Origin of the sequence: Gardnerella sp. KA00243, assembly GCF_049244105.1 — a bacterium.
Classification (GTDB): Bacteria; Actinomycetota; Actinomycetes; order Actinomycetales; family Bifidobacteriaceae; genus Bifidobacterium; species Bifidobacterium leopoldii.
Genome location: NZ_CP058375.1, coordinates 841,820 through 854,868, shown reverse-complemented (window position 1 = coordinate 854,868; position 13,049 = coordinate 841,820). Strand labels below are relative to the sequence as shown.

The 13,049-nt window shown below is 40.9% G+C and carries 9 protein-coding genes; 8 read left to right on the top strand and 1 reads right to left on the bottom strand.

The features are described from left to right. Positions 1-44: 44 nt before the first annotated feature. The 4 genes from HXT50_RS03305 to HXT50_RS03290 all read left to right on the top strand — a co-directional run bounded on the left by HXT50_RS03305 (position 45) and on the right by HXT50_RS03290 (position 5,183). Complete coding sequence (locus HXT50_RS03305) at positions 45-1,439, top strand: hypothetical protein (protein WP_421777017.1); 1,395 nt, start codon at positions 45-47, stop codon at positions 1,437-1,439. A gap of 229 nt (positions 1,440-1,668) precedes the next feature. Beyond that, a complete protein-coding gene (locus HXT50_RS03300) occupies positions 1,669-3,039 on the top strand; it encodes an ABC transporter permease (RefSeq protein ID WP_004118695.1) in 1,371 nt (456 codons plus the stop codon). Between the two features lie 74 nt (positions 3,040-3,113). Next, positions 3,114-4,436, top strand: coding sequence for an ABC transporter permease (locus HXT50_RS03295; protein ID WP_421777016.1), 1,323 nt, complete (start codon positions 3,114-3,116; stop codon positions 4,434-4,436). Between the two features lie 105 nt (positions 4,437-4,541). After that, positions 4,542-5,183, top strand: coding sequence for an ABC transporter ATP-binding protein (locus HXT50_RS03290; RefSeq protein ID WP_004107298.1), 642 nt, complete (start codon positions 4,542-4,544; stop codon positions 5,181-5,183). Between the two features lie 70 nt (positions 5,184-5,253). On the opposite strand, the gene glnA is transcribed toward HXT50_RS03290, so the two are convergent. Then, positions 5,254-6,690, bottom strand: coding sequence for a type I glutamate--ammonia ligase (glnA, locus tag HXT50_RS03285; protein ID WP_004107300.1), 1,437 nt, complete (start codon positions 6,688-6,690; stop codon positions 5,254-5,256). 191 nt (positions 6,691-6,881) lie between these two features. Between glnA and HXT50_RS03280 the strand changes: the two genes are divergently transcribed. The 4 genes from HXT50_RS03280 to HXT50_RS03265 all read left to right on the top strand — a co-directional run bounded on the left by HXT50_RS03280 (position 6,882) and on the right by HXT50_RS03265 (position 12,988). Continuing rightward, positions 6,882-8,471 carry an AI-2E family transporter gene (locus HXT50_RS03280; protein ID WP_410297543.1) on the top strand — a complete coding sequence of 530 codons (1,590 nt, stop codon included), beginning with the start codon at positions 6,882-6,884 and terminating at the stop codon, positions 8,469-8,471. Then, the gene (locus HXT50_RS03275; RefSeq protein WP_032835541.1) at positions 8,468-9,694 is read left to right on the top strand and encodes a glycosyltransferase family 2 protein; all 1,227 of its coding nucleotides are present in this window, start codon (positions 8,468-8,470) and stop codon (positions 9,692-9,694) included. The genes HXT50_RS03280 and HXT50_RS03275 overlap by 4 nt, the downstream gene beginning before the upstream one ends. Before the next feature lie 712 nt (positions 9,695-10,406). Beyond that, positions 10,407-11,321 carry an ABC transporter ATP-binding protein gene (locus HXT50_RS03270; RefSeq protein WP_101892126.1) on the top strand — a complete coding sequence of 305 codons (915 nt, stop codon included), beginning with the start codon at positions 10,407-10,409 and terminating at the stop codon, positions 11,319-11,321. 14 nt (positions 11,322-11,335) lie between these two features. After that, a complete protein-coding gene (locus tag HXT50_RS03265; RefSeq protein ID WP_410295800.1) occupies positions 11,336-12,988 on the top strand; it encodes a hypothetical protein in 1,653 nt (550 codons plus the stop codon). Positions 12,989-13,049 lie beyond the last annotated feature (61 nt).

The window sequence follows — 13,049 nt, the reverse complement described above, 5'->3', positions numbered from 1 at the left end:
TTGTCTGCTAGGCTTATTTTGTAAAAATATACGGAGAGAAATATATGAATTGTCCATATTGCAACAGTCAAAATGCTTATGGAGCTATAGTATGCTCATCTTGTGGAGCTAGTCTTGTGCCGCAGCAAGCTAATTCAAGTTATCAGCCAATGCAAAGTGCTCAATATCAGCAAAATCAAATGAACGATGTACAACAAACGCAGTTCATTCAGCAGAATACGCAAGCTTATCCTCAACCTGTTTATAGCAGTCAAAATACTTATGGACAGCAGGATTATTCAAATCAACAGTACTATAATCAGCAGGATTATTCGCAAAATCAGCCTACAGAATATTATGCTCCTGATTCGTTTAATCCTAATTTCGTAGCAGGTAATGTTGTGAGAAGCACGCCTATGAAACACAGCACAAAAATTATGCTTATTGTAATTGGCATTGTTATTGTGGTTCTTGGTATAGGTTATACAGTTATTCAACAGAATGTGTATTCTCCACACGCAACAATTCAACGTTATGTGAAGTCTTTGCAAGAAGGCAATTTTGATGAAGCTAACAATATGACAGATTGGTCTTCTTCTAAAGTTCCAGAAAATTATCGTGCCTTACTTACAAGCGCAATAGGCAGAGCTTCCAAGAATCATATGTCTTACATGAGTGTTGATAGTGGCCCATACAATTCATTTAAGCTTTCTTACAAAATTGGCAATAGTGATGCTTCGGCAGTAATAAGCCTTGTACCAGCTGGCAAACAGTGGCTATTCTTTGACTCTTATAAAGTTCAATATCCACCATTTGGTCACATTACCATAACTGTGCCAAATGAAGTTGATAAAATAAAAGTTAATGATTCTGAAATAAATTTGTCTACTCTCAAAAAATCGCCGAAATATGACGGTGAAAGCTACAGTTCAGAATACGGTTATTCAGTATATACATCAGCTACAGAATATAGACTTCCAGTGTATCCTGGTGCTTACCATATTGAATCTGCAAAAAGTTCGCAACTGTGGACCACAAATTCTGCTGACGCGTCAATTAGCGAAAAAGATAGTTCGGAATCTGCAGTGTTAGAACTAGAAGCTACAGAAACATTAAAGGATGAGCTTACTAAGGCTATTCAAAAGCATGTTGATAAATGTGTAGCGTCAACTGAAACTGATGTTCCAGAGAGTTGTAGATTTGCAAGCTTTAGTTACTATACCAGCTATAAATATGACAATATTAAGCGTAGTGTTAATAGCACTCCTATGTTGGATCAAGTTAACATGTCGTCAGGAACTTTTCAGAGCGATGAGGTTGGTGTAGACATTACTTATCGCTATAAGGACGATGATGATGATAGTGATTGGAGAGACTCGCACACTAGAAATAGTGGTTATGTTTATGGAAAGTTTAGTATTAAAGATAATAAGCTAGTAATAGATTTTAACCAAGACTAAACCTAACGAATGTGCAAAATTTAAAGGCGCATTAAATACGAATAAAAGTTTCCCTCTACAATTTGTTTTGCAGAGGGGAATTTTTTTATAGCGTAGATTTGCGCACTGGTAGATTTGCGCATTGTAAAGTATGACACTAAACGCATTTTTCAGTATGGATATGTTATACTGGTAGTCCGTATATTTAAAGGTTGATATACAAGCAATTTTCAATGAAGAAAGGTAGTCGATGACGTTTATCTCTCGTGCAATACGCTACATTCTGAGGAAACGAATAAAAACAGCAATAGTTTTCATTATTGTATTTCTTATTTCGACATTGTTATTTTCTACTTCTGCAGTTTCAAATGCTGCAGGTAGAGAAGGAGAAAAAGTTGAAGCGCAAGCAGAGTCTAGTTTTGTGCTCGCAAATAACCCTCAAATAAACCCTGGAACTCCTAGAGGAGCTGGAACTGTAAAACCTAAAGATGTACAGGCAATTGCAAAGTTAAATGGAATTGCTTCCTACGTTGTTCGACAAAATGTAACAGCGGATTTAGTTAATGCTAAAGCGGCAAGAATTCCAGGCGTACAAGAGTATGACAATAAGCGTGAACAGCAGTTTGGCAATGCCGTTAATATTGAAGGAACGAATGACTCTACTGGTTTAAATACTTTTAAAACAAAAGCAATAACTATGTCTAAAGGCAAGCATCTTATTGCTAACAACGTTCATGCATCACTAATTCATGAAGATCTCGCTAAAGCTAACGGATTACATGTAGGAGATACTCTTACACTTCGCGCTAATCCTTACGATGCTGACAATATTCAACAATCAACAGCAACAGTAAAAACTCGTATTGTTGGAATTTATGCCGGAGCAAATAAGCGTCAAGTCGCAACTAGGGCGGAATTGACAGCTAATACCGTGTATACGGATTTGCAAACTACTCGCGAATTATATAAATATAAGCCTGGAAAAGAAATATATCAGGATGCAAGTTTTAGAATAAAGCGCGGCGAGGATGCGGATAATATTATGTCTCAAGCTGCGAAATTGCCTATTGATTTACAAAACTATCAACTAACTCGTGACGATCAGTTCGTTTCTGGTTTGTTGAAAGCAGCAAAGGGAGTGCGCTCAATAATGACTGTTACAACAATTGCTGTTGTATCATTCGCTATTATTGCTTTGGCATTAGTGCTTTTGCTGTGGATGAATGAGCGACGTAATGAAATTGGTGTGTTTGTTGCAATTGGCACTGGCAAATTATCTATAGTTGGTCAATATCTTGCTGAGATTGTGCTTATTTCAATACCTTCGTTGATTGTGGGTTACCTTTTTGCAAAAGTTATAGCTCCGTTGATGGCTAATGTTGCTCTTGGCTCTGTGCAATCATCAGCCGCCCGTGAATTGAGTAATATGGGTCAAGCTGGTGGAAATCTTGAATCAACTTTGGCAACAAAAACTTTGGAAACACTTAGCGTACAAGTAGACGCTCAGTGTTTTGTCGGAGTTTCTACAATTGTTGGTGCAGTAATCGTTATTGCAGTTGTGTTGTCTTATTTGCCAATTATATGCAAATCTCCTCGTGAGCTCCTCGGATTGCAAAAGTAGAACCATGCTGTTTGGCGGCATAGTTTTCATAATTCGTCGTATGAAAGTTATTTGAAAAGTTAGTGAGTAACATTATGAATGGTGAAGTAATTTCTTTATGTGCTCGAGCGAAACTTGCAATATTGCGCAAACCTCGACGTAACGCAATAATTGTGCTGATTATGACTCTTGTTTTAAGTGCGCTAGTTTCACAAGCTGGTATCAGTGCTTCTGTTGAGGGTGCTAGGGATCGTATTCAATCCAGTATTGGCTTAGGTTTTACTGTACGAGCAAAAACTCGAGGTGAAACTCTTCCAGAGCAAAGTAATGCAAATTCTAATTCTGCTACTGCTACATCTAGTTCCTCAATTCCTCAAGATTTGGGCGCAAATGAAGGAATTGACTCTAGTCAAATTCGTAAATTTGCTGCGATTTCGAGCGTAAAAACTGTAGTGGAAGAGCGCGATGTTTTAGCTGTGCCTGTTGGAAAGCAACTTGTGCTTCCTGCGCAGGGTCCTAGACTAGACGATGATGTTTTGGCTCATGCTGCCGGAATTACTGGCACAACAGATTCTCGATTATCTCAAGGTTTTCAAGAAGGATTATACCGTTTAGAACAGGGTGAGCATATTACTAATCGTTCTTCTGGTAGAGCAATAGTGCATCGTGATTTTGCTAAGAAGAATAATCTTAAAATTGGCTCTACTATAACTCTTAAGCAGGGGTTTAATGTAAAAGTTCGCGTTGTTGGCATTTTTGCCGGCAAATTGCAAACTAAAGGAGCGCTTCCTTCGGATACGTCAGAAAACCGCATATTTACTGACTTAAGTTCTGCGTTGTCTTTGGCGGGTTCTTCTAATCGAAGTGTTTTGCGCTGTGCTGTTGAGCGTTCTGATTTATTAACTAGTGCAATACGGGAGGCTAAAAGTATTGCTGGCAAGTGGGCAGATGTAGAGCAGAATGCTTCGCAATTGTCTGATGTAATAAGCTCGGTTAACTCTGTGCAACAACTTGTGCGAATGATTTTTGTGGCACTAAGTTTTGTTGGTATTTTAGTGCTTGGACTTGTATTAGTGTTCTGGGTTAGAGGACGTATGCACGAGATTGGCGTACTTATGTCTATCGGATTATCTAGAGCAATAATAGTTAGTCAATTGCTTGTTGAAATAGCGATACTCAACATTGTGTCATTCGTCATTTCGTTAGGCTTCGGTGCTGCTTTTTCTGGCGTTATTGGTTCTGCGATTTTGCATAGTGCTGATTCGTCATTTATTGCGGATGGTATGCCAGTATTGCCATTGCTGCAAACTCTTGCTGCCTTTGTTATGGGTTTGTTTATTTCAATAGTCGCATTACTTGTTGCAGTGCTGCCAATATTAATAAAGAAGCCTCGGAAAATACTGAGTGCCATGAGTTAGCAGAAATGTAGTTGCGTATGCGAATTTTCTACTAAAAGCGCAATCGCATAAATGGAACAAATCGTATAAATCATATTTAAATTATGTAAAAATAAGGAGCTTATTATGTCGGCTTTATTGCAATTAAAAAATGTGAAGTACACTTACGGACCTGCAAATATTGCGGTACTAAATGACGTGAATGCAGATTTCGAAATTGGCAAAATGTACAGTATCATGGGAGCTTCTGGAGCAGGAAAGTCTACTATGCTCTCACTTTTAGCTGGATTAGATACTCCTTATAAAGGTGAAGTATTGTTCAATGGTGAGGATATTGCAAAAACAGGATATGTTGAGCATCGCAAAAAACATATTTCACTTGTTTTCCAGAATTTTAATCTTATTGACTATTTGACGCCATTAGAAAATTTGCGATTAGTAAATTCACATGCTGATGTTCAAGTGCTAATAGATCTTGGGTTAACTGAAGAAGAAGCAAATCGTAACGTCACTAAACTTTCTGGTGGCCAACAGCAGCGTGTTGCAATTGGACGAGCTTTAGTATCTTCTGCGCCGGTAATTTTAGCTGATGAGCCTACTGGAAGTCTTGACCCTGCAACAACTAAAGAAGTTATTGCAATATTAAAAAAAGCTGCTAGAGAGCATGGCAAATGTGTGATTGTTGTTACTCATGATTCGAAGGTCGCATCTCAAGCTGATGTAAAATACGTGCTAAAAAATAAACAGCTAACGCGACAATCTGCTTGAGCGCCAAACAATAAGCCGACTCTGCGAAATCGTAGAGCCGGCTTATTGGCTAGAAGAACTTAACTACAAATCAGATGTGGAAGTAAAGCTCATACTCGAGTGGAGTTGGAGCCAAGCGCGCCATATCCATTTCCTCATGCTTCAAATTCAGCCAAGTTTCAATCAAGTCGCTAGTAAATACGTCGCCTTGCATAAGGAAGTCGTGATCCTCTTCCAAAGCTTGCAAAGCCTCACCAAGTGAAGAAGGAACTTGCTTAATGCCGTCATGCTCCTCTGGAGGAAGCTCGTACAAATCTTTATCAACAGGGGCAGGAGGCTCAATATGGTTAACAACACCATCCAAACCTGCCATAAGCTGAGCGGAGAATGCTAAGAATGGGTTGCATGAAGGATCCGGTGCACGGAACTCAATTCGCTTAGCAGCAGGTTCCGTACCAGCAAGAGGAATACGAATAGCTGCAGAACGGTTACGAGCAGAGTAAACCAAGTTGACTGGAGCTTCGTATCCTGGAACCAAGCGATGGTAAGAGTTAAGCGAAGGATTCGTAAATGCAAGCACAGAAGAAGCGTGCTTAATCAAGCCGCCAATGTACCAACGTGCAATATCAGAAAGTTGAGCGTAGCCAGTTTCCGCATAGAACAATGGCTTGCCATCCTTCCAAAGCGACTGATGGCAGTGCATGCCGGTGCCGTTATCTCCAGCAATTGGCTTTGGCATAAATGTTGCAGCCTTACCAGCTAAAGCAGCAGTTTCATGAACCACATACTTGTACTTCATCAAATCATCGCCAGCATGAACAAGCGTATTGTAACGGTAGTTGATTTCCTGCTGACCTGCGCCGCCGACTTCGTGGTGAGAACGCTCAAGAATCAAGCCGACCTTTTGCAAATTGCAAACCATGTCATCGCGCAAATCCTGATTGTGATCTACTGGTGGCACAGGGAAGTAGCCGTGCTTTACGCGATTCTTGAAACCAATATTGTTGCTGCCGTCATCCTCAGTGTCGATGCCAGAATTCCAAGGAGCTTCGTTAGAATCAACCTCATAGAAGGAGCGTTGCATGTCGTTAGCAAAACGCACCTTATCAAAGATGAAGAACTCAGCTTCAGGGGCAAAGCTTGCAGTGTCAGCAATGCCAGTTGACTTCAAATAGGACTCTGCTTTAATAGCGACCTGACGAGGATCCCTAGAATATGGCTCATCTGTTACAGGGTCAACAATAGAGAAAGCAACATTCAGAGTCTTATGCTTACGGAATGGGTCAATATAAGCAGTGTCAACATCTGGAATAAGCTTCATATCTGATTCGTTAATAGCCTGGAAGCCCTGCATTGAAGAACCATCGAACGCCATTCCATCAGTGAAAGCACTGTGCAAGAACTCGTCAGCAGGAACAGTAAAGTGCTGCTGAACGCCAATTAAATCAGTAAATCGTACGGATACGTATTCAATGCCTTCCTTTTCAATGAGGGCTGCGGCATCTTCTTTAGTTTGCAAAGTGGTCATGGCCACCATTCCTTTCTTAAAAAACCCAGTAATGAGTTTATGACTATGAATGCCATTTTGGATTTCAGCGACTCGAATATCTCGTTACGTTTGTGTTACATAATGTTACGTGTAGTTGCGTAGATGCGAATAATGTAATACTACATGCCGCTAATTCGCATTCATCAGTTCGCGCAGTTACAATAGTACCTATGAATTACCAAGAGCAAGAAATGCATGAATATAAGATGCATGAGCATATTAAGGAAAGTGAAAATAAGCTAGATTTAGCTTCACTTTTCCCAGCCAAAGGCGATGATAGAAGGCCGCCAGATTGGCTAGGTCGTGCACTTATTTACGTTGCAATTGTTACTTTTGTGTCCATCTTCCTATGGTTCGCTTGGAATAGCATTTCATTCATTGTTTTCGATGTTGTGATTTCTATTTTTATTGCGCTCGCAATGGAACCGCTTGTTGTTCGGTTAATTAAGCATGGTTGGAGGCGAGGAGTTGCTTCTGGCTTTACGCTAACGGGCTTGCTTGTTGTAATTAGCTTGCTACTTGCTTTGTTTGGTAATTTATTTGCTCAGCAGGTTGTTTCAATGGTTATGGGCTTGCCTGATTTATACAATCAATTTGCAAATTTTGTGCTTCACTATACCGGTTTTAAAATGCCTAATATTGAGCAGCTTGGCATGGAAATTTTGAAGCATGTGCAAACATCTTGGGTTGTTGATTTTGCTGGCCAAGCACTTAACACAACATGGGGATTGATGACTGTTCTGCTTGATTTGCTTACCATTATTATGGTTACGTATTACATTTCTGCAGCAGGTCCGGCTATGCGTCGTAGCATGTGCCGTTGGATGAATCCGCAAGCTCAGCGTCGTTTCCTATTTATTTGGTCAGTTGTTCAAGAGCAGATTTCGAGCTTCTTATTTTCGCGAATTATTTTGGCAGCGATTAACGCAGTGGGTACCGCAATTTTCCTTATTGTGATGAATATACCGTATTGGCTTCCGCTATCCTTATTCTGCGGAATTGTTTCGCAGTTTGTGCCTACAATTGGTGGCTATTTGGGTGGAGCTTTGCCTATCTTGGTTGCGTGGGGTTCCAATGGTTTTGGTGCGGCTGTTGCAACATTAATTTTTATTACGATTTATCAGCAAATTGAGAACATGGTTATTTCGCCGAAGATTTCCGAAAAGACTATGGATCTGAATCCTGCAGTAGCTTTTATTTCAGTTCTTGTAATGGGCGCTGTATTTGGTGCTCTTGGAGCATTTTTGGCTTTGCCTGTGACTGCAAGTTTGCAAGCAATTTTTAGAGTATGCACGAAGCAATATAGTTTAGTTTCTTCTCCGCTTATGAACGATCCTCACCCTGATCACACTTCTATTATTGTTCATTGCGTTGAGGCGATTGGCCGTAAGTTCATGAATCCAATGAGTGAAAGTGTTCATCGTGTAATGAAAGGCACAAGCTCTCGCATTTCTCTGAACGAGGATATTTTATATTGGTATAAGCAAGCTTATGTGTCAGATTCTGACGATGCGAATAGTAGCAAAGTTTCCTCTAACGATTCTGATCAAACTGACGTATTGGCAACAATGCCAATTTCGCGCGAAATATTAGATGCCGTAAATAAAGATATTGCAAAGCGTAAAGTAGATTCTGAAAATAAGGATTCTCCTAAAGCAAAATTGCAAGTAGGCGAGTCTAAAATAGTAAACAATACAAAAAATACAAAAAATAGTAAAAGTAACGTAAAAAATAATCCACGGAGCGGATGGAAGCGATGATTCTTCTATCAATATTTGATGTACTAGTAATACTTATTGGCATAAGCGGTGTTGTGTATCAAGGTGTTTGTGCCGTTGCATCTTTATTCGCTAAGCCTATTGTTTTTCCTGAAGCGCCAATGGATAAGCATTATGCTGTGCTTATTTCTGCGCGCAATGAGGAAGCTGTTATAGGTAATCTTATTCATTGCATTCAAACTCAAACATATAGACAAGATTTTATTGATATTTGGCTTGTTGCAGATAATTGCACTGATTCTACTGCGCAAGTTGGTCGCAATTGCGGATGCAACGTAATTGAACGTTTTGATAAAGAGCATATTGGTAAAGGTTATGCGCTCAGCTATCTCCTCGATCATATTATGAAAATTGGTGCGGATAAAGTTTATGACGCGTACTTTGTTTTCGATGCAGACAATAAACTTGATCCGCATTATTTTGAGGAAATGAATAAAGGTTTCCACGCAGGATATCAAATTTTAACTAGCTACCGTAATTCCGTGAATCTTTCAGATAATTGGGTTTCTTCCGGCTCTGCACTTTGGTTTATTCGAGAATCGCGATTTACTAACAACTCTCGAATGCTATTCGGTTCGAGTTGCCATGCTGGTGGAACTGGATTCATGTTCTCGCGTGAGATTATGCACAGAAATAGCGGATGGAAATTCCATCTTCTTACTGAGGATCTTGAATTCACTATGGACGCTATTCTTCACGGAGACAAAGTTGGATATTGCGGTTCTGCAGTATTATATGACGAACAGCCTGTGTCGTTTAGGCAGAGCTGGAGGCAGCGTCTTCGCTGGAGCAAGGGATTCTTGCAAGTATTTCGTTACTATGGAGCAGCTCTTATTCGACATGGTATTCGCGAAAGAGATTTTTCGTCGGTTGATTTTACGCTTATGCTTTTCCCGTTTATGGTTTTGGCTGTTGCAAGAATAATACTTGGTTTTATTTTTGCAGCATTTGGATTCGTAACATGGATGAGTCAAATTTCTTCAATGATTAATTTCATTACCACTACTGTTACAAGCGTTTTAGGCATGATGATATTTGTGTCACTCACTATTTTGGTTGAACACGATAAGCTTGGGGCCACGAATAAGGAGCTGTTTGCGTACGCTCTTAGCTTCCCGATTTTTATGCTTTCGTACGTGCCTATTGCGTTCCAAGCTATTTTCTCAAAGAGCGAGTGGAAGCCGATTCAGCATACCGGTCGCTGAGTGAAAGAATGAAATTCTATAGTGTGGCGCGAGTTTCGGAGCTGGTGTTTGGCTGGCGAATTTCTTGTGTGACTGTGAGTGGTGGGTGTTACTTATCTCGCAGCGCTCCGCTCTTATACCTTACTTAGACTTAAAGGTTGCGTAGTTAAGTTTAGTTTTTTACTTACTTTCTCTGCAAAAATAGTATTCATCATCACGATTATTACTATCGTTCCGCTTTTATATTGCTCGACCAAGCAACACCCACCCCTCACTACTAGTAAAACCGCTAGTGTTCTGTGGTGTGGTAGGAGTGCCTGGCGTGACGCATGCAGTAGCAATGACGCTAGTGTTCTCTAAGCAATAAATACTCAACGTCGGCAGAGCAATAATGCTAAAGTTCACTAAGCAACAAGTAATCGGCGCTTGCAAAGCAATACTGCAAAGCTTCAGTAGGTTTGGGAGATTACGACTGTTTCCATTACACGGATGTAAAGTTTCTGCCGTTTTTGGTGATTGGGGGGGATTGTCTCGCTTTTGGAGGTTTATCTGTTGTGTTTTGCTCCAAACGCGGGGAACTTATCTCGCGTTTGGGGTGGTGAGTGCGGCGGCTGATGGCGTTGCGATTGCGCAAAGATTGCGAGTATGAGATAATAGAAACCTCTATGTAAACGCTTGCTTGCGTAGCATTGTGGCGCGATGCGTGCGTTTATCTGTATACTGCGAGGTTCTTATGGTAGATTCTATTCCGTCTGAATATCCGTCCGGAAATGCTTTTGCTAGCAGCGTTCCGGTTTTTGGCGCAAACACTTATTCGAGTGATGCTAGCGATAGCAATGCAGATGTTCCAGCGGTTTCTATTCGCGGATTTGTTAAGACTTTTGGCAAGAAAGTTGCTGTAGATAATCTTTCGTTGAGCATTCCAGCAGGCTCTTTCTACGGATTGGTAGGTCCGAACGGTGCCGGCAAAACTACTACGATTAAAATGCTTACGGGCTTGCTTATGCCGGATGCTGGCTCAGCTTCGATCTTTGGCAATGACGTTTGGAGCGATGTAAATAGTGCTAAGCGCGCAATCGGTTTAATGCCTCAAGCAGATGAGATTTTTAAGACAATTACTGGTTTGCAGCTTTTAACTTACGCTGGCATGCTTCGCGATATGAGTCGCGCGGAATCCGTAAAGCGCGCGAACGACTTGCTTTCTGCTTTCGACTTAACAGAAGCTGCAAACACCATGGTTTCTGACTATTCAACTGGTATGACTAAGAAGATTTGCCTTGCAACAGCTATGATCCATAGCCCTCGCGTACTTGTGCTCGATGAGCCTTTTGAGGCAGTGGACCCTGTTTCTAGCGCAAATTTGAAGGATATTCTCGCCGAGTATGTTTCTACTGGCGGTACGGTTATTATTTCTTCGCACGTTATGGAATTGGTTGAAAAAATGTGCTCGCACGTGGCGATTATTAACGAAGGTCATGTTGCAGCTTCTGGCACTCTTGCAGAAGTGGCTCAGGGCAAAGATCTTGAAGATCGCTTTATGGAGCTTGTTGGTGGACGTCACGCAGCTGCGCGAATCGACTGGCTTAACGGCGGCAAGTCTGATAACGCTGCTGTCGCTTCTACCGAGTCTGCTAATCTCAACGCCTAATAAGGATGGCCATAATGTCTATGATTTTTACCATGGTTCGCCTTCGCTGGGCGCTTACTTTTTCCGTTATGCGAAAGTCGATTTGGCAAAAAATCGGCTTTGGTATAGTCATTGTTTTTGGACTTGCGATTATATGCGCTCTTGGTTTTGCGGGCTGGCAAGCAGGAAAGTATCTTAATCCAGGAATGCTTGCAGATACTAAAAATTGGCAGGAATTTCAGTTCGCTCCAATAATGGTTGCGTCGATTGTGTCAATTTTTACGCTGTTTATAAACCTATTTATGTTCGGCAGTGACACAACACTAAAGTCGCGTAGTTTTGCGCTTTACGGCATTCCCTACGTAAAGCAGCAAGCTGGTATGCTTCTTGGCTCCCTTTTTGGAGCGCTTTCTATAAGCTGTACAATCGCGCTTGCTTTGTGGTCTTTAGCGTACAGAAACTTTGGAATTGTGCCGGTTTTAGTAAGCGTAATTGCAGCTCCGCTTTACGTTGCAACAATCGTGTCTTTAAGCAAAATGCTTATTGAGCTTTTGGACACTATTTTAATAAACAAGCGTTCAAGAAACATTTTTTACTTTGCTATTTTCGTAGCGTATATGATTTTTGTTTCCACTGTGAATATTGGTAACAAAAGTCCAAGAGGAATTGTGTTTGGCTTAGGTTTTTGCTCTGCGTCCGCTTTTACTCCATTAAGTGCTGCTATGGCTTTGCCTCTTGATGCCATCAATGGCAATTGGCTTGCGCTTGTTATTCGCTTCTTTATTTGTGTACTAACAATTGCTGCTTGCTTTGCAATCTCTGTATTTTGCGCAAAATTAGAGCCGAAGCTACTTCGCGGTGAGCAAAAAACAGTTGTTAAAACTAAAGGAATTGGCTTGTTTGCTGCAGTTCCAGACAACGTAGTTGGTGCGATTGTTGCGCGAATTATTAGCGTTATGAGAAGAGATATGCGCCAACTATTTTTGCTTATTGCGCCGCTTTTTATTCTGGTAGTTGCAGGAGGAACTAGTTTTAATGCTAAAGGATTTGGTTCTATAGCACAGGACATAGGCGTTTCTAGCTGGCTTATGTATGCTGCTTTGCTTATGGGCATGGTTGTTGGAAACAATATTGCATACGATGGCACAGCTTTTACTATGCACGCGATTATTGGAGTAAAAGGTTTGCACGATCGTTTAGCGCACGCAATAGTTTGGTCCGTGATTTGCGCTGTGTACTTTGCAATTCTTGGAATAGGGGTTTACGCTTTCCTTTTCTTTGTAGCAAATGTTAAGCAAAATATGAATGCAGTTATGTTCCAAACTCTTTCTCCAATTGGAGTAGCTTTTGCGACCATAGGCATTGGCTTAATTTCTTCGTGCATAGCAATGTACCCTGTAGCGTCAATCGAAAAGCCATTTTCTAGGCCGCAAGGTTCTGCAGGCGCTAGATCTTTTGCTCCAATAGGTTTTTCGCTTCTTTCTGCAGTATGCATGATTCCGTCTATTGCTGCAGCTATGACGTTTTTGGCTATTAACACGAATCTTTTGTGGATTGCATGCATTCTGTTCGTAGTAAACGGATTTGTTGTGTTGGTTGTTGGCGTAATTCTTGGCGGCAAAGTGATGGATAAGCGCATGATTCGCATTGTAGAAAACTTGCGCAGATTTGCGTCGATTACTGCGTAACTTATGCACGCTTTGTTGCAAGCGCAATGTATAGTTAAGCGCGGTATTTGCAATCGATTTA

Coding starts and splice junctions, on each gene's coding strand:
- HXT50_RS03305 (WP_421777017.1), top strand. CDS start 45: ATGAATTGTCCATATTGCAACAGTCAAAATGCTTATGGAGCTATAGTA.
- HXT50_RS03300 (WP_004118695.1), top strand. CDS start 1,669: ATGACGTTTATCTCTCGTGCAATACGCTACATTCTGAGGAAACGAATA.
- HXT50_RS03295 (WP_421777016.1), top strand. CDS start 3,114: ATGAATGGTGAAGTAATTTCTTTATGTGCTCGAGCGAAACTTGCAATA.
- HXT50_RS03290 (WP_004107298.1), top strand. CDS start 4,542: ATGTCGGCTTTATTGCAATTAAAAAATGTGAAGTACACTTACGGACCT.
- glnA (WP_004107300.1), bottom strand. CDS start 6,690: ATGACCACTTTGCAAACTAAAGAAGATGCCGCAGCCCTCATTGAAAAG.
- HXT50_RS03280 (WP_410297543.1), top strand. CDS start 6,882: ATGAATTACCAAGAGCAAGAAATGCATGAATATAAGATGCATGAGCAT.
- HXT50_RS03275 (WP_032835541.1), top strand. CDS start 8,468: ATGATTCTTCTATCAATATTTGATGTACTAGTAATACTTATTGGCATA.
- HXT50_RS03270 (WP_101892126.1), top strand. CDS start 10,407: ATGGTAGATTCTATTCCGTCTGAATATCCGTCCGGAAATGCTTTTGCT.
- HXT50_RS03265 (WP_410295800.1), top strand. CDS start 11,336: ATGTCTATGATTTTTACCATGGTTCGCCTTCGCTGGGCGCTTACTTTT.